Annotated in this window: 21 protein-coding genes and 1 pseudogene; all 22 read right to left on the reverse strand. The window is 65.1% G+C overall.

The features are described from left to right. Positions 1–44: 44 nt before the first annotated feature. Positions 45–746, reverse strand: coding sequence for a tRNA (guanine(46)-N(7))-methyltransferase TrmB (gene trmB, locus IT41_RS09405; protein ID WP_036740624.1), 702 nt, complete (start codon positions 744–746; stop codon positions 45–47). A 38-nt stretch (positions 747–784) separates the two neighbouring features. After that, the gene (locus IT41_RS09410; protein ID WP_036740625.1) at positions 785–2461 is read right to left on the reverse strand and encodes a ribonuclease J; all 1677 of its coding nucleotides are present in this window, start codon (positions 2459–2461) and stop codon (positions 785–787) included. Further along, positions 2454–3233: a type III pantothenate kinase gene (locus IT41_RS09415; RefSeq protein ID WP_036740627.1), complete on the reverse strand. Its 780-nt coding sequence runs from the start codon at positions 3231–3233 to the stop codon at positions 2454–2456. Before IT41_RS09415 ends, IT41_RS09410 begins: the two co-directional genes overlap by 8 nt. 6 nt (positions 3234–3239) lie before the next feature. Continuing rightward, the gene (locus IT41_RS09420) at positions 3240–3995 is read right to left on the reverse strand and encodes a biotin--[acetyl-CoA-carboxylase] ligase (protein WP_036740629.1); all 756 of its coding nucleotides are present in this window, start codon (positions 3993–3995) and stop codon (positions 3240–3242) included. Continuing rightward, on the reverse strand, positions 3988–5493 hold the full coding sequence (nuoN, locus tag IT41_RS09425) for an NADH-quinone oxidoreductase subunit NuoN (RefSeq protein WP_036740632.1): 1506 nt from the start codon (positions 5491–5493) through the stop codon (positions 3988–3990). The genes IT41_RS09420 and nuoN overlap by 8 nt, the downstream gene beginning before the upstream one ends. A gap of 9 nt (positions 5494–5502) precedes the next feature. After that, positions 5503–7044, reverse strand: a complete 1542-nt coding sequence (locus tag IT41_RS09430; protein WP_036740633.1) for an NADH-quinone oxidoreductase subunit M — start codon at positions 7042–7044, stop codon at positions 5503–5505. Position 7045: 1 nt separating this feature from the next. Beyond that, positions 7046–9148, reverse strand: coding sequence for an NADH-quinone oxidoreductase subunit L (nuoL, locus tag IT41_RS09435; protein ID WP_036740634.1), 2103 nt, complete (start codon positions 9146–9148; stop codon positions 7046–7048). Positions 9149–9154: 6 nt separating this feature from the next. Then, positions 9155–9460 carry an NADH-quinone oxidoreductase subunit NuoK gene (gene nuoK, locus IT41_RS09440; RefSeq protein WP_036740635.1) on the reverse strand — a complete coding sequence of 102 codons (306 nt, stop codon included), beginning with the start codon at positions 9458–9460 and terminating at the stop codon, positions 9155–9157. Between the two features lie 50 nt (positions 9461–9510). After that, positions 9511–10014, reverse strand: a complete 504-nt coding sequence (locus IT41_RS09445; RefSeq protein ID WP_036740636.1) for a hypothetical protein — start codon at positions 10012–10014, stop codon at positions 9511–9513. Beyond that, a complete protein-coding gene (locus IT41_RS09450) occupies positions 10011–10613 on the reverse strand; it encodes an NADH-quinone oxidoreductase subunit J (RefSeq protein WP_036740638.1) in 603 nt (200 codons plus the stop codon). The genes IT41_RS09445 and IT41_RS09450 overlap by 4 nt, the downstream gene beginning before the upstream one ends. Continuing rightward, entirely contained in the window at positions 10610–11020 is a 411-nt protein-coding gene (locus IT41_RS09455) for a carboxymuconolactone decarboxylase family protein (RefSeq protein WP_036740640.1), read from the reverse strand. Before IT41_RS09455 ends, IT41_RS09450 begins: the two co-directional genes overlap by 4 nt. Next, a complete protein-coding gene (gene nuoI, locus IT41_RS09460) occupies positions 11017–11508 on the reverse strand; it encodes an NADH-quinone oxidoreductase subunit NuoI (protein ID WP_036740641.1) in 492 nt (163 codons plus the stop codon). Before nuoI ends, IT41_RS09455 begins: the two co-directional genes overlap by 4 nt. A gap of 105 nt (positions 11509–11613) precedes the next feature. Continuing rightward, complete coding sequence (gene nuoH, locus IT41_RS09465) at positions 11614–12651, reverse strand: NADH-quinone oxidoreductase subunit NuoH (protein ID WP_036740642.1); 1038 nt, start codon at positions 12649–12651, stop codon at positions 11614–11616. An 18-nt stretch (positions 12652–12669) separates the two neighbouring features. Beyond that, a complete protein-coding gene (locus IT41_RS09470; RefSeq protein WP_036740643.1) occupies positions 12670–13440 on the reverse strand; it encodes a hypothetical protein in 771 nt (256 codons plus the stop codon). 5 nt (positions 13441–13445) lie between these two features. Next, positions 13446–15467 carry an NADH-quinone oxidoreductase subunit NuoG gene (gene nuoG, locus IT41_RS09475; protein ID WP_036740644.1) on the reverse strand — a complete coding sequence of 674 codons (2022 nt, stop codon included), beginning with the start codon at positions 15465–15467 and terminating at the stop codon, positions 13446–13448. Between the two features lie 52 nt (positions 15468–15519). Beyond that, positions 15520–16038 carry a hypothetical protein gene (locus IT41_RS09480; protein ID WP_139221638.1) on the reverse strand — a complete coding sequence of 173 codons (519 nt, stop codon included), beginning with the start codon at positions 16036–16038 and terminating at the stop codon, positions 15520–15522. A gap of 8 nt (positions 16039–16046) precedes the next feature. After that, complete coding sequence (locus IT41_RS09485; protein ID WP_036740646.1) at positions 16047–16448, reverse strand: DUF5333 domain-containing protein; 402 nt, start codon at positions 16446–16448, stop codon at positions 16047–16049. Between the two features lie 227 nt (positions 16449–16675). Then, complete coding sequence (gene nuoF / locus IT41_RS09490) at positions 16676–17971, reverse strand: NADH-quinone oxidoreductase subunit NuoF (RefSeq protein WP_036740717.1); 1296 nt, start codon at positions 17969–17971, stop codon at positions 16676–16678. A gap of 7 nt (positions 17972–17978) precedes the next feature. After that, positions 17979–18236 (reverse strand): DUF5337 domain-containing protein, encoded by a 258-nt coding sequence (locus IT41_RS09495; protein ID WP_036740647.1) that lies wholly within the window; start codon positions 18234–18236, stop codon positions 17979–17981. Next, the gene (locus IT41_RS09500) at positions 18236–18937 is read right to left on the reverse strand and encodes a hypothetical protein (RefSeq protein ID WP_036740649.1); all 702 of its coding nucleotides are present in this window, start codon (positions 18935–18937) and stop codon (positions 18236–18238) included. Before IT41_RS09500 ends, IT41_RS09495 begins: the two co-directional genes overlap by 1 nt. Positions 18938–19020: 83 nt before the next feature. Then, positions 19021–19719: pseudogene (gene nuoE, locus IT41_RS09505) on the reverse strand (NADH-quinone oxidoreductase subunit NuoE); the annotation flags it as partial. Then, a complete protein-coding gene (locus tag IT41_RS09510) occupies positions 19719–20957 on the reverse strand; it encodes an NADH-quinone oxidoreductase subunit D (RefSeq protein WP_036740652.1) in 1239 nt (412 codons plus the stop codon). The gene IT41_RS09510 and the pseudogene nuoE, both read right to left, overlap by 1 nt. Between the last annotated feature and the right edge of the window lie 2 nt (positions 20958–20959).

The following is a 20959-nucleotide window of genomic DNA, read 5'->3' on the forward strand; positions in this document are numbered from 1 at the left end:
GGCTGGTCGCCACAGGTGATAGCGGTCACGGAACGGGCTTGCAATCAGCCTTGGCGGCGGAAGGTGACGTAATGCGGCACGCGCCCCTCGCGCAGGGCCTTTTGCTCATAGCGGGTCGACAGCCAGTCGTCCCAGGCATCCGGCCCCTCGGCCACCAGATCGAAGCCCGCCTGCGGCACCTCTTCCAGCGTCTGGCGGACGTAATCGGGAATGTCGGTGGCCACGCGGAACTCGGCCCCGGATTTCAGCACGCGCGCAAGCGGGATCAGATGCTCGGGCGTGACAAAGCGGCGGCGGTGGTGGCGCGCCTTGGGCCAGGGATCGGGATAGTTCAGAAAGGCGCGGCTGACCGAGGCATCGGGCAGCACATCCATCAGGTCGCGCGCATCGCCCGGATGGACGCTGACATTATCGACCCCCGCCGCGCGGATCTTGCCCAGAAGCATGGCGACGCCGTTGATGAAGGGCTCGCAGCCGATAATGCCGATTTCCGGGTAGCGCGCGGCCATATGGACCATATGTTCGCCGCCGCCAAAGCCGATCTCGAGCCAGACCGGGCGGGCATCGCCGAATATCGCCGCGGGGTTGATGGGCCGGCGTTCGGGATTGTCCTGCAAGGTGATGCCGCGCGGGCGCAGGCTGCCCAGATCCTCGGACAGATAGCCCTTCTGGCTTTGGCGCAGGGTCTTGCCATGGCGGCGGCCGTAGAAATTGCGGCGCGGAGGGTTCGGGTCGAATTCGCTCATGGGCCGGCGCTTTGCCCGGCCCATGGCCAAAGGTCAAGTCATTCCGCCGCCAGGCGCGAGATGATTACCGTCACCTCGGGCTTCTTGCCGATTTCCTCCATGGCGACCTGACGGGTGATCTTGCGGATGCCCTCTTCCAGCTTGTCGTCGTTCATCACGGTCTTGTCGTCGGCGCGTTCCAGGAATTCGGCCAGTTCGCTTTCGATATTGCTGGCCAGCGGCACCCCGGCGCGGCCGGTTTCCGGCAGGCCCGACAGTTCCACCCAGGCGTCAGGCAGCGGGTTGTCATCCTCGTCCACGATGACCGAGACCATGGCATGGCCGTTCAGCGCCATGCGGATACGGTCGCGCACGATGCCGTCCATGGCGCCGATCAGGACCGAGCCATCCAGATAGATCCGGCCGGCCTCGATCTGGTCGACGACGCGCGGCGCATCGCCCGACAGGTCCAGCATGGTGCCATTGGTGGCGATGATCGAGGCGATGCCCCGCGCCTCGGCCAGCCGGGCATGTTCGCGCAAATGCATGTGCTCGCCATGCATCGGAATGACGATTTGCGGCTTCAGCAGGTCATGGACCGCCTCGATATCCGGGCGGTTGGCATGGCCCGAGACGTGGTAGAAACCGTCGGTGGTGTCAAAGACATCGACGCCCATCTCGCTCAGCGCGTTCTGGATGCGGATCACGCCGCGCTCATTGCCCGGAATGGTGCTGGAGCTGAACAGGAAACTGTCGCCCTCCTTCAGCTCGATCCCCAGATAGCGGCCGCGCGAGAGCTGCGCGCTGGCGGCGCGGCGCTCGCCCTGCGACCCGGTGACCAGCAGCATCAGCTTGTCGCGCGGCATCTCGGCCGCCTCCTCCGCGTCGACCGTGGCGGGGAAACGGTCCAGCACGCCGGTCTCGGTCGCGACCCTGACCATGCGCTGCATGGCGCGCCCCATCAGGCAGATCTTGCGGCCGGCGGCGGTGGCGGCATCGGCCAGCGTGCGCAGCCGCGCGACGTTGCTGGCGAAGGTCGTGGCGACGACCATCTGCTTTTGCGCCATGACGAAATCCAGGATCGGATTGGCCAGCAGCGCCTCGGAGCGGCCGGGATTGGGCGAGAATACATTGGTCGAATCGCAGGTCAGCACCTTGATGCCCTGCCCCTCGCCCGCGATGTCATGCCACAGGATCGGGTCGAAAGCCTCGCCCACGACCGGGGTGCCGTCCAGCTTGAAATCGCCGGTATGCACGATCCGGCCCGCCGGCGTGTCGATGATCAGGGCCGAGCTTTCCGGGATCGAATGGCTGATCGGCACGAATTGCACGGCAAAGGGTCCGGCCGTTACCGTATCGGGGCGCGGCGCGTGGATATGCAGCTGATCGGTGGGCTGGCCCTGCTCCTCGAGCTTGAGCCGCGCCAGCGCGCCGGTAAAGCGGCGGCAATGCACCGGCTTTTGCAGCTTTGGCCACAACAGGCCAAGCGCGCCGACATGATCCTCGTGCCCGTGGGTGATGAAGATCGCCTCGATCCGGTCGCGGTTTGCCTCGAGCCAGGCCATGTCGGCCATGATCAGGTCGATCCCCGGCGCGCTGTCCATATCGCCGAAGGTCACGCCCAGATCGACGACGATCAGCCGTTCGCGCCCCGGTTCGCCATAGCCGTAGACATAGGCGTTCATGCCGATTTCGCCCGCGCCGCCCAGCGGCAGATAGATCAGGCGTTCAGCCATGCCCCGTCTCCTTGTTGTAATCATAAATCAGACGCAGGCCATGCATGGTCAGATCGTCCTCGATCGCATCGAACAAGTCAAAGCCCTGATCGAACAGCGGCGCCAGGCCGCCGGTCGCGATCACCTTCATCGCCCGCGCGCGCTCCTGCCGTATCTTGTCCACGATCCCCTGCACAAGCCCGATATAGCCCCAATAGATGCCGGACTGGATGCAGGCGACCGTATTGGTGCCGATCACCTTGCCGGGCATGGTCACATCGACATGGGGCAGGCTGGCCGCGCCCATATGCAGCGCCTCAAGCGACAGGTTCACCCCCGGTGCGATCACGCCGCCGACATAGGCGCCATCGGTATCGACCACGTCGAAGGTGGTGGCGGTGCCGAAATCGACCACGATCAGGTCCGGCCCGTGCCGGTCAAAGGCGCCGGCGGTATTGACCAGCCGGTCGGGGCCGACCACGGTGCCGAAATCGACGCGCGGCTGCACCGGCAGGCGGCAATCGGGCCTGCCCACGACCAGCGGCCTTGTGTCGAAATAGCGGTTGCAGAGCACGCGCAGGTTGAATACCACCCGCGGCGCGGTCGAGCTGATGACGCAGCCGTCGATATCCAGATCGAAATAGCGCAGCCCGATCATGGTCTGCAGCCAGGCGAAATATTCATCCGCCGTGCGCCGGTGATCGGTGCTGATCCGCCAATGCGACAGGAATTTCTCGCCGTCCCAGATCGAGAAGGTCGAGTTGGTATTGCCGGTGTCAATGCAAAGCAGCATGGCTCATCAGGTCCCGAAATAGACCTCGGCGGCGGGGATGACCCGCTGCCCGGCGGAAGTGTTGAGGATCAGCGCCCCCTGCTCGTCGATGCCCTGGAATACGCCGTGATGCTCGGCCGTGCCGGTCCGGGCGATGATCGGCTCGCCCAGCCTTGCCGCGCGGGCCAGCCATGCGTTGCGGATCGGCGCGAAACCATAGGACTGCATCTGGCCCAGCCATCCGGCGAAGGCGGGCGCCAGCAGGTCTAGAAAATCCTCGGCCGCGACCTGATGCCCGGTTTCCCCCAGCACCGAGACCGGCGGCACGGCCTGCGCCTCGATCCGGTCGCGCGGGGGCGCGGCGGCCAGATTGACGCCGATGCCGATTGCGACCGCCTGCAGGCCGGCGCCCGAGCCCGCGCTTTCCAGCAGGATGCCGGCGACCTTGCCGCCGTTCAGCAGCACGTCATTGGGCCATTTGATCGCCAGCCGGACCGAGGGGCCGCAGGCATCCGAGAGTGCGTCGTAAAGCGCCAGCGCGGCGACAAAGGACAGCTGCGCCGCCGCCGGCCCGCCTTGCGGCCGCATGACCAGCGTGGCGGCGAAATTCCCGGCGGGCATCGCCCAGTCGCGGCCGCGGCGGCCGCGACCGGCGAACTGTTCGCGGGTCATGATCCAGGCCGGACCCGAAAGGCCGGGCGCCAGCCGCAGCGCCTCGGCATTGGTGCTGTCGGTGCGGGCCAGCACATGGCGGGCCACGCCCTCGGGCCAGGGCTCAGTCAAGACGCAGGGACCCGGGCGCCGGCATCGCGGCCCCGTCCGTCTGCGTTGCGGCTCCCGCCGGGGCGACCAGCGTGTCGGCCGCGCGGCCGGCCGCGGCATCGACCCCGAACATGCTGAACGCGCCGATCAGCATGACCAGCGCCGGCACGATCAGGCTCAGATACTGGGCCGCGCCCATGCGGCTGGTCAGGCCCTCGGTCTCGGCGCCGAAATACATGTAATAGACGATGCGCAGATAATAGAACGAGCCGATCACCGAGGCGATCACCGCCAGCAGCGCCAGCCAGCTCATGCCGGCATCGACCGCCGCCATCAGCACGCCGTATTTGGCGAAAAAGCCCAGTGTCGGCGGCACGCCCGCCAGGCTGAACATCAGCACCAGCACCGCCATGCCCTTGACCGGATCGCTCCAGCCAAAGCGGTTCAGCGAGGCCAGATCGGCGATCGGCACGCCGTCGCGCTCCATCGACAGGATGAAGGCAAAGGTGCCCACGTTCATCACCGTGTAGATGGTCATGTACAGCAGCATGGACTGCACGCCAAGCGCGGTCCCGCCGGCCATGCCGACCAGCGCGAAGCCCATATGCGCGATCGAGGAATAGGCCATCAGCCGCTTGATATTGGTCTGCCCGATCCCGGCGATCGAGCCCAGGAACATGGACAGGACCGACAGCGCCGCGACGATCTGGCTCCAGTCGCCGACGACATTTCCGAACGCGTCAAAGACCAGCCGCGCGATCAGCGCCATGGCCGCGACCTTGGGCGCGGTGGCGAAAAAGGCGGTGACCGGCGTGGGCGAGCCCTCATAGACATCGGGCGTCCACATGTGGAAGGGCACGGCCGAGACCTTGAAGGCCAGGCCGACCAGCATGAAGACCAGCCCGAACAGGATGCCCAGCGACAGCTGCCCCGTCTCGACGGTGGTGATGATGCCGGCAAAGCCGGTCGTGCCGGCAAAGCCGTAGACCAGCGAGGCGCCGTAGAGCAGCAGCCCCGAGCTCAGCGAGCCCAGCACGAAATATTTCAGCCCGGCTTCGGACGAGCGTGTCGAGTCGCGGCGCATCGCGGCGACGACGTAAAGCGCCAGCGATTGCAGCTCCAGCCCCATGTAGAGCGTCAGCAGGTCGCCGGCCGAGACCATGAACATCATGCCCAGCACGGCCAGCGCGACCAGGATCGGGAACTCGAAGCGCAGCAGGTTGCGCCGCACCATGTAATCGGCGCTCATGGCCAGCACGGCGGCGGCCGCGACCAGCGTCACCACCTTGGCGAAACGCGAGAAACCGTCATCGATGAACATGCCGAAAAAGCCCGCGCCATCGACGTGATCGCCCAGGCCCACCATGGCCGCCACGATCAGAAAGGCCGCGACCGTGGCCCAGAGCAGCGCCCGCGCCAGCTTGTCCTTGCCGAAATAGGCCCCGGCCATCAATGCGATCAGCGCATAGGCGGCCAGCACCAGCTCGGGCAGAATGGTCGAAAGATCGAGCGAGGTCATATCCGCCCCCTAGTGGCTGGCCGCGGCGGTGGCGACGGGCGCCTCCGGCTGGCTTTGGTTGTAATCGACAAGCAGCGCCTCGACCGCCGGCCCGGTCACATCGGTGGCCAGCCGCGGATAGACGCCCAGGATCAGGGTCATGGCGATCAGCGGCACGAAGATCCAGCGCTCGCGCGGGGACATGTCGGTGATCGATTTCAGGCTTTCCTTGATCAGCTGGCCCAGCGTTACTCGCCGGTACAGCCACAGCGCATAGGCGGCCGAAAGGATCACCCCCGTCGTGGCCACGAATGCCACCCAGGTATTGGCGCGGAACGTGCCCAGCAGCGTCAGAAATTCGCCCACGAAGCCCGAGGTGCCGGGCAGGCCAACATTGGCCATGGTAAAGAACATGAAGACGGCGGCATAGGCCGGCATCCGGTTAACCAGCCCGCCATAGGCGTCGATTTCGCGCGTATGCATGCGGTCGTAGATCACGCCGACGCACAGGAACAGCGCCCCCGAGATGAAGCCGTGCGACAGCATCTGGAAGATCGCGCCATCGAGCCCCACCCGGTTGGCGGCAAAGATCCCCAGCGTGACATAGCCCATATGCGCGACCGAGGAATAGGCGATGACCTTTTTCATGTCCGACTGCGCCAGCGCCACCAGCGAGGTATAGACGATGGCAATGGCCGACAGCCAGAAGATGAAATCCTGCAGCACCGCGCTGGCCACCGGGAACATCGGCAGCGAAAAGCGCAGGAAGCCGTAACCGCCCATCTTCAAGAGCACCGCGGCCAGCAGGACCGAGCCGGCGGTGGGCGCCTGAACGTGGGCATCCGGCAGCCAGGTATGGACCGGCCACATCGGCAGCTTGACCGCGAAACTGGCCAGAAAGGCAAGGAACAGCAGCGTCTGCGTGCCGCCGACCACGGTGATGCCCAGCAGGCGATAGGTCTCGGACGGGAAATCGTATTGCAGCAGCGCGACGATATCGGTGGTGCCGGACATGCGGTACATGGCGATCATCGCCACCAGCATCAGCACCGAACCGAGGAAGGTATACAGGAAGAACTTGAAGGCCGCATAGATGCGGTCCTTGCCGCCCCAGATGCCGATGATCAGGAACATCGGGATCAGCCCGGCCTCGAAGAACAGGTAGAACAGCACCAGATCCAGCGCCGCGAAGACGCCGATCATCAGCCCCTCCAGCACCAGAAAGGCGATCATGTATTCCTTGACCCGGGTCTCGACGCCCCAGGTGGACAGGATGGTCAGCGGCATCATGAAGGTGGTCAGCATCAGCAGCAGGACCGAGATCCCGTCCACGCCCATCTTGTAGCGCAGGCCCATGATCCAGGCGTGATCCTCGACGAACTGAAAGCCGGTATTGGCCGGATCGAAGCGGATCAGCACGAAAAGCGAGATCAGGAAGGTCGCCGTGGTGGCCAGCAGCGCCAGCCATTTGGCATTGCGCGCCGCCGCCTCGTCGCCGCCGCGCAGGAACAGCGCCATGATGATGGCAGCGACGATGGGCAGGAAGGTGATGATGGAAAGTAGGTTCGTCATGTCAGTGCGCGCCCCGCATCATCACCCAGATCAGCAAGCCCACGATGCCCAGAACCATCGCGAAGGCATAATGGAACAGATAGCCCGACTGCACGCGGACCGCCGCGCGGGTCAGCCTCGGGATCAGACCCATGGCAATCCCGTTGATGGTGCCGTCGATCGAGGCCCCGTCCCCGCCCTTCCACAGCAGGCGGCCCAGCCGGCGCGCCGGACCGACGATGAGGAAGTCGTAGATCTCGTCGAAATACCACTTGTTCAGCAGGAACTGATACAGGCCCCGCTGCTGCGCGGCCAGCCGGCCCGGCAGGCTGGGATCGGCGATATAGAAGAAGAAGGCGGTGATCAGCCCCAGCAGCATGGCGATGAAGGGCGAGACCTTGACCCAGGCGGGCGCCTCATGCGCCTCGGTCATCACATGGTTGTCCGGGGACATGTAGATCGCGCCGCCGACCGGTGGCGCGACCTCGGCATGGGCCGCGTCGGCGGTGGCTTCGCCTTCGGCCGCGTCCGTGGCCTCGACCGGCGCCGCCTCGACGGCAGCCTCGGCAGTGGCTTCGCTTTCGGCCGTCGCCTCATGCCCGCCGGCGATATGGAAATAGGCGTTCACCTGCTCGTGGCTGCCGAAGAACGGGCCATACCACACCATGCCGGCAAAGGCCGCGCCGACGGCCAGCACGCCCAGCGGAATGGTCATGACGCGCGGGCTTTCATGCGCATGGTCATGGGTGTGGTGATCGCCGCGCGGCTTGCCGAAAAAGGTCAGGAAGATCAGCCGCCAGCTGTAGAAGCTGGTGAAACAGGCCGCGATGACCAGCAGCCAGAAGGCAAAGAGGTTCCCCGCCCAGGCGCTTTCGATGATCGCGTCCTTGGACAGGAAACCGGCAAAGCCGAGATGGGTCAGCGGAATGCCGACGCCGGTGATGGCGAAGGTGCCGATCATCATCGCCCAGAAGGTCAGCGGGATCTTCTTGCGCAGCCCGCCATAGTTCCGCATGTCCTGTTCGTGATGCATGGCATGGATGACCGAACCGGCGCCCAGAAACAGCATCGCCTTGAAAAAGGCATGGGTCAGCAGGTGGAACATGGCCGCCGAATAGACGCCGACGCCCGCCGCCACGAACATGTAGCCCAGCTGCGAACAGGTCGAATAGGCGATGACGCGCTTGATGTCGTTCTGCACCAGACCGACCGTCGCGGCAAAGAACGCCGTGGTCGCGCCGATGATCACGATGAAGTTCTTGGCATCCGGCGCGAATTCGTAAAGCGGCGACATGCGGCAGACCAGGAACACGCCCGCCGTCACCATGGTCGCGGCATGGATCAGGGCGGAAACCGGGGTCGGCCCCTCCATCGCGTCGGGCAGCCAGGTATGCAGCAGAAGCTGCGCCGATTTGCCCATCGCGCCGATGAACAGCAGCACGCCCAGCAGGTTGGCCGCGTTCCATTCGCGCCACAGGAAGGCCAGCTGCGTCTGCGCGATATCCGGCACCTGCTGGAAAATCTCGTCGAACTGGATCGAGCCGGTCAGCCAGTAAAGCCCGAAGATGCCCAGCAGGAAGCCGAAATCGCCGACGCGGTTGACGATGAAGGCCTTCATCGCCGCGGCGCCTGCCGACTGTTTCTTGTAATAAAAGCCGATCAGCAGATAGGAGGCGACGCCCACCCCTTCCCAGCCGAAGAACATCTGCAGAAGGTTGTCGGCCGTCACCAGCATCAGCATGGCAAAGGTAAAGAAGGACAGATAGGCGAAGAAACGCGCCTTGTAATGCTCGTCATGGGTGAAATTGTCGTCATGGGCCATGTAGCCCAGCGAATACATATGCACCAATGCCGAAACCGTGTTCACCACGATCAGCATGATCGCGGTCAGCCGGTCGATGCGGATCGACCATTCGGCCTGGAAATCGCCGGCCACGATCCAGTCCATGACCGGGATCTGGCGGATCTCGCCGTCAAAGGTCAGGAACAGGATCCAGCTGAGCAGACAGCACAGGAACAGGATGCCGGTGGTCAGGTATTGCGCGGCCTGCTCGCCGATCACGCGCCAGCCCAGGCCGGCGATCAGCGCGCCAAGAAGCGGCGCAAAAAGGATGATCTGTTCCATTCCCGCCTACCCCTTCATCACGTTGACGTCTTCCACCGCGATCGAGCCGCGATTGCGGAAGAAGACCACGAGGATGGCAAGCCCGATGGCCGCCTCGGCCGCGGCGACGGTCAGCACGAACATGGTGAAGACCTGCCCCGCCAGATCGCCCATATGGGTCGAAAAGGCGACAAAGTTGATGTTCACCGCCAGCAGCATCAGTTCGATCGACATCAGGATGACGATGACGTTCTTTCGGTTCACGAAGATGCCGAAGATGCCGGTGACGAACAGTATCGCCCCCACCACAAGGTAATGTGTCAGTCCGATCATCCTATCGTCCCTTGGTCCATGGTCCCGGGTCGCGCCCGGGCATTCGACGTTCAGTCGTCTTGCGACAGATTATTGTTGAAGCTGATGCAACTGCAGGTCCGCTCGGTCTCGCGCAGCGCGATGATCTTTACATCGGTGCCGCGATAGGCGGCCTCGCCGGCAGCTCTGACATCGTCCAGCGTCAGCGGCCCGCGTGCCGCGACCTTGGCGCGCAGCGCCTCGGCCTCAAGCAGCAGGCGGGCATCGTTGGCATAGGTGTTTCCAAAGGCCAGGAACCGCCCGCTGCGGCAATCGACGACCCGGAACCCGTCGAAGCCCTTGAGCTCCGGCACCGAGGTCGGCGCAATCTTGCGATCCGAGCTGCCCCAGTCCCTGCTGTTGAAGCTGGGGTTTACATAGGCCTCGGCCATAAAACCGCTGCCCTCGTAGCCGAAGCGCTCGGCATACAGGCCTTCCATGCCGGATTCGGTTTCGCGGGCACAGTCGATTTCGGATATGGCCGGCGTGGCGGCGAGCGCCAGGAACAGCCCGCTTGTCAGAATGCTACGCTTCATAACCCCTGCCCCGGTTTGACATCCTTGAGCTCCAGCTGCTTGGCCGGGTCGCGCCACATCTGCTCCAGCACGTTCTGGCGCTTGATGTCGCGGCGGTGGCGCATGGTCAGCACGATGGCGCCGATCATCGCGACCAGAAGCACCAGACCGGCCAGCTGGAACACAAGCGCATAGCGGTCGTAAAGCACGCCGCCCAGACCGCGCGTGTTCTGCACCCCTTCGAGCACCGGCGCCGCGCGCAGCCCCTCGGCCGCGCCCGAGGGCGTCCAGCCCGACAGCGCGATCGCCAGCTGCGCCAGCAGCACCACGCCGATCAGCAGGCCCAGCGGCAGATAGCGCGCCAGTTCCCCCTTCAGCGCGGCGAAATCGATATCGAGCATCATCACCACGAACAGGAACAGCACCGCGACCGCGCCGACATAGACCACGATCAGCAGCATGGCGACGAATTCCGCCCCCTGCAGGACGAACAGCCCCGCCGCCGACAGAAAGGCCAGAATCAGCCACAGCACCGAGTGCACCGGGTTGCGCCCGATCACCACCATGAACCCGGCCACGCAGGCGCTGATCGCGAACAGGTAGAACGCAAAGGTCATCATTCCTCGTCCTCCTCGTCTTCCTCATAGACGCTCTGGGCGATTTCCAGCGCCTTCTGCATCGCGGGCAGGCCGCTGAACATGCTCATCTGGAAGATGGTCTCGGCGATCTCGCGCTTGGTGGCGCCGGCCCGCAGCGCCTGGCGGATGGTGATGCGCAGCTGCGGCTCGGCCAGCGCGCCCTGCACGGTGATCGCGCCGATGGTCAGCAGGAGCCGGGTCTTGGCGTCCAGCCCCTCGCGGTTGAAGGTCTTGCCGAACCACATCTCCAGCATGTCCGCCGGCATCATCGGCACCAGCTTTTCCATCGCGCGCATGTCGACATGCTCAAGCGCGGGGTTGAAGGCGCGCGCCATCTCCTGGCCCGAGGCCAGCATCTGCGCGAAAAGCTTGGTAAATGCGTCGGTCATCTGTAGGGCGCATCCATTTGCAGATTGCGGGCTATCTCGGCCTCCCAGCGGGCGCCGTTATCCAGAAGCTTCTGCTTGTCGTAGAACAGCTCTTCCCGGGTTTCGGTGGCATATTCGAAATTCGGCCCCTCGACGATGGCATCGACCGGGCAGGCCTCCTGGCAGAAGCCGCAATAGATGCATTTCGTCATGTCGATATCGTAACGCGTGGTGCGGCGCGAGCCGTCCTCGCGCGGTTCGGCATCGATGGTGATGGCCTGCGCCGGGCAGATCGCCTCGCAGAGCTTGCAGGCGATGCAGCGCTCCTCGCCATTGGGATAGCGGCGCAGGGCATGCTCGCCGCGGAAACGCGGGCTCAGCGGGCCCTTTTCATGGGGATAGTTCAGCGTCGGCTTGGGCGAGACGAAATAGCGCATGCCCAGGGCGAAACCCTTGATGAAATCCCACATCAGGAAATATTTGGTGGCGCGGGCGAAATCGAAGGCCATCAGGAACGCTCCCCTGCTTGTGGATGGGCGGCGCGGCGCGTTGCGCCGTGACCGTCGGTGTTACTGGCTTTGGCCGGGGCCGCGGCTGGCGTGTCGAATTCCATGTCAGCCCCCCACCGCGAAACGCGCCCAGAAACCGCCCAGCACCTCGTAGCGGGCCAGGATCGCGACCAGCACGACCCAGCCCAGCGACAGCGGCAGGAACACCTTCCAGCCGATCCGCATCAACTGGTCGTAGCGGTAGCGCGGCACGATCGCCTTGACCATCGAGAACATGTAGAACCAGAACCACATCTTGATGACCATCCACCACCAGCCATCGGCGATGAACGGCACCGGCGACAGCCAGCCGCCAAAGAACAGGATCGAAAGCAGCGCGCACATCAGGTAGATGGCGATATATTCGCCGGCCATGAACAGCAGATAGGGCGTGGAGGAATATTCGACCATATGGCCCGCGACCAGTTCCGATTCCGCCTCGGCCAGGTCGAAGGGCGGGCGGTTGGTTTCCGCCAGGGCGCTGACGAAGAACAGCACCACCATCGGCAGATGCGGCAGCCAGTACCAGTTGAGCAGGCCCCAGTCGCCCTTTTGCGCCATCACGATCTCGCTGAGGTTCAGCGAGCCGGTCGAGATGATCACCCCGATGATGATCAGCCCCATCGAGACCTCGTAGGAGATCATCTGCGAGGCCGAGCGCAGCGAGGCCAGGAACGGATATTTCGAGTTCGAGGCCCAGCCGCCCATGATCGAGCCGTAAACCTCGAGCGAGGAGGCGGCAAAGACGAACAGGATGCCGACATTGATATCGGCCATCACCCAGCCCTCGTCAAAGGGGATGACGACAAAGGCCAGCAGCGCCAGCATCATCGACAGAAAGGGCGCCAGGAAAAAGATGAACTTGTCCGCGCCGGCGGGAATCACGATTTCCTTGACGACATATTTCAGCGCATCGGCGAATGTCTGCAGCAGCCCCCAGGGACCGACCACGTTCGGGCCGCGCCGCATCTGCACCGCCGCCCAGATCTTGCGGTCGCCGTAAACCATGAAGATCAGCGACCCCATGACAAAGGCGATGACCGCCAGCCCCTGCAGCAGCAGGCTGAGCGCGAAACCATAGGATGAGGCCCAGAATTCAGCCATGATCTTTCGTCCCTCTCATCACGCCGCCGGGATGCCGCGTGTCTTGCATTCCTGCATCGTGTCGCTGGTGGTCATCACGCTCAGCCCCAGGGGCCTTTCGCCCGACAGCATAAAGACCGACGCGACGATGATCTGGTCGTCCTTGCGGTCCCGGATGGTGCGGATGTGACGGGCATAAGGCGTTCCCTTGGCATCGGCCCAATTGGCCAGCGCGCATGTGGCATAGGCGAAGGCCGTGTCGGCGTCCACCCCGCTCTGCAGGTTTGCCGTCACTTCGACCAGACTGTCGCCGCCCTTGCGCCGGCTTTCATAGCTTTCGACGAGAGCGCCCTGAAAATCCTTGGGATTCGCCTCGAAACTACGCGGAAGGTTCAGGCGCATCGGTCTGGTGCGCGCGGCGAAGGCGGCCAGCGCCTTTTCCTGCGCCGTGGGTTCGCGCGGCCTGACCGGCGCCATATCCGGCAGGCCGGACAGATCCAGCCCGAGGTTTTCGTTCAGCGCCATCAGATCGGCCTCGGTCAGGGCGAATGCGTCGCGGCCCTCGGCACTGTCCAGATCCACCTCGGTGACCGATCCGTCGGGTTCGAGAATCAGGATCTCGCCCGATTTGGTCGAGATCCGGCCGCGCGTCAGCACCTGCTTGCCGGGCGCCCCGGCATCGCTTTTCAGCACCACCACGCTCAGCTGGTCCGGCTTGGCGCGCGGGCGTTCGTCGCGCGCGCTGCCGCAGGCCGCCAGCATCGCGATGGCGGCCCCGAACCCGATCAGTTTTCCCCTGGCGTATCGCATCAAGCCTACTCCGCTGCCATCGGCGCGACCTTGCGGGCCGCCGCCATTGCCGAAAGTTGCCCCATCAGCGGCGAGGACCGCGCGAGCGGGTTGGTCAGGTAGAAATCCCTGATCGCATAACGGAAGGGCGCATCGCCCAGGTCAAGGCGCGTGAGCGGCTGCCATTCGTTTTCCGGCACCTGGTCGATCTGCGCCAGATGCGGCACGGCCTTGACCATCTCGCGGCGCAGCCCGGCCAGGCTGTCCCAGGGCTGGGTCCGGCCCAGTTCCGCCGAAAGCGCGCGCAGGATGGCCCAGTTCTCCTTGCCCTCGCCGGGCGCGAAATTGGCGCGCATGGCCAGTTGCGGGCGGCCTTCGGTATTCACGAACAGGCCGTTTTCCTCGGTGTAGCAGGCGCCGGGCAGGATGATGTCGGCGCGATGCGCGCCCCGGTCGCCATGGCTGCCCTGATAGATGACAAAGGCGCCGGGGGTAATGTCCAGTTCGTCCGCGCCCAGGTTATAGATCACCTCGGCGCCATGGATGGCGGCATCCAGCCCGCCCTCGGTCACCGCGCCGACATCCATCGCGCCAACCCGGCTGGCGGCGGTGTGCAGGATCAGGAGCCTGGAATTGCTGTTCTCGGCCAGTTTCATCGCATGGGCCAGAACCGCCTCGCCATCGGCTTCGCGAATAGCCCCCTGCCCGACGATCACCACCGTCGGCTTGTCCCGCGTTTCCTGGCTGATCTCGCGGCCGGACAGGCTTTCCAGCGCCTTGCGATCATTGCCGACATGGGCATAGTCATAGGTCAGATCGACCGGTTCGCCCAGCAGCCCGATCTGCGCGCCCTGCGCCCAGGCCTTGCGGATGCGCGCGTTCAGCACCGGCGCTTCCTCGCGCGGGTTGGTGCCGATCAGCTGGATCATCGCGGCATTGTCGATATCGCTGATGCTTGCCGTCCCGACATAGGCCGAGCGGTTGCCGATCGGCAGGCGCGCGCCGTCGACGCGGCATTCCACATGCCCGCCCAGCCCCTCGATCAGTTGTTTCAGGCTGAAGGCGGCCTCGACCGGCACCAGATCGCCGATCAACCCGGCGACCTTCCTGCCCTGCATCGCGCGGGCGGCAGCCTCCAGCGCCTCGGGCCAGGAGGCCGGGCGCAGCTTGCCGTTTTCGCGGATATAGGGGCGGTCCAGACGCTGGCGGCGCAGCCCGTCCCAGACGAAACGGGTCTTGTCGGAGATCCATTCCTCGTTCACGCCGTCATGGTTGCGCGGCAGGATTCGCATCACTTCGCGGCCCTTGGTATCGACGCGGATATTGCTGCCAAGCGCATCCATCACGTCGATGGTTTCGGTCTTGGTCAGCTCCCATGGGCGCGCGGTAAAGGCGTATGGTTTCGAGGTCAGCGCCCCGACCGGGCAAAGGTCGATGACATTGCCCTGCATGTTCGATTCCAGCATCCGGCCGAGATAGGTCACGACATCGGAATCCTCGCCGCGCCCCAGGATGCCAAGCTCGGGCACCCCTGCGACCTCGGTGATGAAGCGCACGCAGCGCGTGCAGGAAATGCAGCGCGTCATCTCGGTCCCCACCAGCGGACCGAAATCGTCGTCGATCCGCGCCCGCTTGGGTTCACGATAGCGGCTGAAATCGACGCCGTAGGCCATCGCCTGATCCTGCAGGTCGCATTCGCCGCCCTGGTCGCAGATCGGGCAGTCCAGCGGGTGGTTGATCAGCAGGAACTCCATCACCCCCTCGCGCGCCTTGCGCACCATCGGGCTGTTGGTGCGGATCTGCGAGGGCGCGCCATCGGGGCCGGGCCGCAGGTCGCGCACCTGCATCGCGCATGAGGCGGCGGGCTTGGGCGGGCCGCCGACCACCTCGACCAGACACATGCGGCAATTGCCGGCGATCGACAGCCGCTCGTGATAACAAAAGCGCGGCACCTCGACCCCGGCCAGTTCGCAGGCCTGGATCAGGGTCAGGTTGGGATCAACCTCGATTTCCCTGTCGTCGATCATGATCTTGCGAAGATCCGCCATCACTTCACCCTTGTTCTTGTATCCGGCCCGCCGGTCTGGCCGCGCCGCATTCTCAGTCGCCCTCCAGGATCGGCGCCGCCTCGGCGCCCCCGGTATTCAATCCGCCCAGCGAGACCAGGGAACTGTCCATGTTCCCGGTTCCCGGCACGACACGCAGAAACGATTCATGCGCGACGGCGAGCGGCGCGTATTTTTCGCCCCGGTACAGCACGACGGTCATCGCATCCTTGTCGCGCTGATAGGTCACCGTTCCCCAGATCGGGTCAACGGTGGTATCGCGCTCGAGGCGATTGGCGTTTGTCACATAGCGGCTGCCGTCGGGGCGCTCGCAGGTGATCCGCGCGCCGCGCGCATTGCCGGTCACGCGCAAGACGGGCTTGCCCGCCAGATCGCGCGTCTGCCGGGCGTCCACGCCCGGCCCGGTGGCGTCGCAGGACAGGTCGGCCGGCGCCAGCATGTCGAAATTCAGATAGAACCTTTCGCCGGTCGGCACGGTGGCCGACGCGCCATCCGCAAAGGCGCCGCCGCCGATCAGCGCCATGGCCCAGGCCGCCAGCCCGATCCTGATCATCGCGCCGCTCATTTCGCCACCAGCAGGCTGCCGATGATGGTGTTCTTCTCGATCTCGGCGCGGCCGATCCGGCAATAGCTTTCCGGGTCGTCCTGCGTCGCGCCATTGCGGCTCAGGTAGTCCTCGGCGATGGCATAGATGCGCTTCTTGTCCGGCTTGCTGTCCAGAAAGGCGTCGATCTCATTGGCGGAATAGCCCTTTTTCCGGGCATAGCTCTTGAGCTTGCGCGCCTCGCCATAGGCGTAGAGGATGCGCCCGTCGATCGAGGGGCAGGTGCGGCGCACGCGGTCGGCGATGCGCGCCGCGATCAGCCGGTCGTTGATGTATTTTTCCTGCGCCAGCGGCTCCAGCGCCAGTACGGGCTGGGCGAGGATGGCGGCGGTCAGGGCGGATGCGAACAGCGTCTTCATGGCTCGTGCCTCCTTGATGTCATGAACCCGGTTCATAACATCCATGGCCCGGCGCGGCCCGACACGGAAGGGTGAGCGCGGCGTGAACCTCATGACCGCACCCCGCAGGCCACGTTCCCGGACGCGGGCGCCGGCCCGCGGCCCGCCCGCGCGCAAGGCGCGAGCGCGGCGCAAAGCCCCCGCCGCCTCCGTTGATCATATGCGCGACGATCGCCCATCCGCCAAGCCTACTCCGCCGCCATGGCGCCCATGCGCCCGGTTTTCTGTGCCTTGATGCGGTCCTCGATTTCCTCGCGGAAATTGCGGATCAGGCCCTGGATCGGCCAGGCGGCCGCATCGCCCAGGGCGCAGATCGTGTGCCCCTCGACCTGCTTGGTCACGTCGAAGAGCATGTCGATCTCCTCGATCTCGGCCTCGCCGCGCACCAGACGCTCCATGACGCGCATCATCCAGCCGGTGCCCTCGCGGCAGGGCGTGCATTGACCGCAGCTTTCATGCTTGAAGAATTTCGACAGCCGCCAGATCGCCTTGATGATGTCGGTGGACTGGTCCATCACGATCATGCAGGCGGTGCCGAAGCTGGATTTCAGCTCGCGCATGCCGTCGTAATCCATGATCGCGTTTTCGCACATCTCGGCGGTCAGCACCGGGCAGGAGGCGCCGCCGGGGATCACCGCCTTGAGGTTCTTCCAGCCACCGCGAATGCCGCCGCCATGCTTTTCGATCAGTTCGCGCATCGGGATCGACATGGCCTCTTCGACCACGCAAGGCGCATTGATATGCCCGGTCAGTCCATAGAGCTTGACCCCGGCATTGTTCGGCCGGCCGAAGCCTGCGAACCATTCCGGGCCGCGCCGCAGGATGGTCGGCACCACGGCGATCGACTCGACGTTGTTCACCGTGGTCGGGCAGCCGTAAAGCCCCGCACCCGCCGGAAAGGGCGGCTTCATGCGCGGCATGCCCTTCTTGCCCTCAAGGCTTTCCAGCAGCGCGGTTTCCTCGCCGCAGATATAGGCGCCGGCGCCGTGATGCAGGTAGAGGTCGAAATCCCAGCCCGAGCCCGCCGCGTTCCGGCCCAGCAGACCCGCGTCATAGCATTCGTCGATGGCGGCCTGCAGCGCCTCGCGCTCGCGGATGAATTCGCCGCGGATATAGATATAGGACGCATGCGCGCCCATGGCGAAGCTGGCGATCAGTGCCCCCTCGATCAGCGTATGCGGATCATGGCGCATGATTTCGCGGTCCTTGCAGGTTGCGGGTTCGGATTCGTCGGCATTGATGACCAGATAGGCCGGCCGGCCGTCCGATTCCTTGGGCATGAAGGACCATTTCATGCCGGTCGGGAAGCCCGCGCCGCCGCGCCCGCGCAGGCCCGAGGCCTTCATCTCCTCGACGATCTTGTCGCGGCCGCGCTGGATGATGCCGGCGGTGCCGTCCCAGCAGCCGCGCTTTTTCGCCCCGGCCAGGCTGCGGTCGCCCATGCCGTAGATATTGGTAAAGATGCGGTCCTGATCGCTCAGCATTCTGTATTCATCCTTGTCCATGCGAGGACGCGTTGCGCCGCCGCCAGATCCGCCAGGTCACGATGAGCGACCAGATCAGCGCCCCGATCGCCGCGAGATCGGCGAGAAAGGCATATTTCGCCGGCCAGCCCATCTGGCCGCCCAGCCATTGCACCGCCAGCCAGACCACGATGGTCAGCGCGATCACCACCGCCACCAGCCGCATCTGGCGCGCATCCGCCGCCTGCCTGGCGGGCGGCGGGTCGTGCCGGGGCGCGCGGGACATCAATAGACCTCGCCATCATCGACCCGTTCCGAAAATTCCGTTCTACGCCCCTCGGCCAGCAGCTTCGCCTGACCCACCCAGTCATCGGCTTCGATCCGGCCGCCCATGCGGCCCAGCCGCTCGGCGAAATCGGCGACGTCCCTGTCGTCCCAGGCCGCGATCTGCGCGTAGCGGGTGATGCCGTTCTCATGCAGCCAGTCAGAGAGTTTCGGGCCAATGCCCTTGATCCGTTTCAGATCGTCCGGCGCCGCCTGTTCCGCCGCGGCGGCAGGCTGATCCTGCTGCGTGGCCGGTTTCCGCGCCTTGTCATCTGCGGCGGGGCGCGTTGCGGCCTCGGCTTTGGCGGCTTCCGGCTTGGCCGCAGCCGGAGCGGCGCCCGCGACGATCCGCAGGCCGCCCGCGACAGAGGGCTTATGTTCGAGCCCCAGCGAGCCGCTGACCAGCAGCGCCTCGGGCTGACTTTCGACCGCCTCGCGCGCCCAGTCGGTGCCGGTCTGGCCCTCGGCATCGGCGAACAGCTCGTGGCGGTCGTGACAGGCCAGCCAGACCAGAAGCGAGCCGAACAGCCAGGCGGTGATCAGCCCCAGAAACAGCCCCGCCATGAAGCCCAGATCCCCCATGACCGAGGTCAGCAGCAACACGACGACGCCCGCGACGGCCGCGGCGATCCAGCAGTTCCTGTTGCACTCCGCACGTTTCATGGTGATCCAACCTCCTCGTCAAAGCCTGCGCGATGCGTTTCCTGATGCCTCTTGATACACCATCAGACCCCGTTCCCGGAAGAAAGCCAGGGCGTGGTCACCGGGACCTCGGAGCCGTCGATGCGGCGGATCGTATCGCCCAGCCGCAACGCGCGCGCGACGCTGGCATTGTGATCCTCGCCGCCCTTCAGCCCGGCCAGGGCCACCGGCCCGCCCAGCGGCTCGGCCGAGAAACGGCCGTTCTGCGGACCGGGCGCCGGCACCTCGCCCGCCGCGAAACCGTCGATCAGCGCGGCAAGCCGTTCGGCCGTCAGATCCTCGTAGAAATCCTTGCCGATCTGGGCCATGGGCGCATTGGTGCAGGCGCCCAGACATTCGACCTCTTCCCAGCTGAAGCGGCCATCGGCGGAAAGCTCATGCGCATGCGGCGCGATCTTGTCCTTGCAGACGCGGATCAGATCCTCGGCCCCGCAGATCATGCAGGTCGTGGTGCCGCAAATCTGGATATGGGCAACCGATCCAACGGGCGAAAGCTGGAACATGAAGTAGAATGTCGCCACCTCGAGCGCCCGGATATAGGGCATGCCCAGCATCTCGGCGCAGAATTCGATGGCCGGGCGGCTCAGCCAGCCCTCCTGTTCCTGCGCGCGCCACAGGACCGGGATGATCGCCGATTGCTGGCGCCCCTCGGGGTATTTGGTCATCTGGGCGCGCGCCCATTCCAGATTGGCGGGCGTGAACTCGAAGGAGTCCGGCTGATTGGGGGACAGACGGCGCAGCATCAGCGGTCAACCTCTCCGAAAACGATATCCTGCGTGGCGATCAGCGCCGGCACATCGGCCAGAAGATGCCCCCTGGACATCCAGTCCATGGATTGCAGATGGGCAAAACCGGGCGCGCGCAGCTTGACGCGATAGGGCTTGTTGGTGCCGTCGGCGACCAGATAGACGCCGAATTCGCCCTTGGGCGCCTCGACAGCGGCGTAAACCTCGCCTGCCGGGACCTTGAAGCCCTCGGTATAGAGCTTGAAATGATGGATCAGGCTTTCCATGTCGCGCTTCATCTCGGCGCGGCGGGGCGGCGCCAGCTTGCCGCGCGTCATCACGTCGCCGGCCGGCTCGGCGCGCAGCTTGGCGACGGCCTGCTGCATGATCTTGCAGGATTCGCGCATCTCGGCCATGCGGATCAGGAAACGGTCGTAGCAATCGCCGTTCTTGCCGACCGGGATCTGGAAATCGAACTCGTCATAGCATTCATAGGGCTGCGCGCGGCGCAGATCCCATGCCAGCCCCGAGCCGCGCACCATGACGCCGGAATAGCCCCAGTCCAGCGCGTCCTGTTCGGTGACGATGCCGATATCGACCAGACGCTGCTTGAAGATCCGGTTTTCGGTCAGCAGCGTGTCGAGATCATCGACCACCCGCGGGAAACGCTCGCACCATTCCTCGATATCGTCCAGAAGGTCGGGCGGCAGATCCTGATGCACGCCGCCGGGCCGGAAATAGGCCGCATGCAGCCGCGCCCCGCAGGCGCGCTCGTAAAAGATCATCAGCTCCTCGCGCGCCTCGAACCCCCAGAGCGGCGGTGTCAGCGCGCCCACGTCCAGCGCGCCCGTCGTGACCCCCAGCAGGTGGTTCAGGATGCGGCCGATTTCCGAGTAAAGCACCCGGATCAGGCTGGCGCGGCGCGGGATCCGGGTGCCGGTCAGGCGCTCGATCGCCATGCACCAGGCATGTTCCTGGTTCATCGGCGCGACGTAATCCAGCCGGTCCAGATAGGGCAGGTTCTGCAGATAGGTGCGGCTTTCCATCAGCTTTTCGGTGCCGCGATGCAACAGGCCGATATGCGGATCGGCGCGTTCGACCACCTCGCCGTCAAGCTCCAGCACCATGCGCAAAACGCCATGCGCAGCAGGGTGTTGCGGGCCGAAGTTGATGTTGAAGTTGCGGATGCTCTGCTCGCCCGTCAGCGCGTCCACCGAGCCGTCATCATAGCTGTTCTTGCGGATGTCGCCGTCCATGG

The sequence above is a fragment of the Paracoccus halophilus genome (assembly GCF_000763905.1).
Lineage (GTDB): Bacteria > Pseudomonadota > Alphaproteobacteria > Rhodobacterales > Rhodobacteraceae > Paracoccus > Paracoccus halophilus.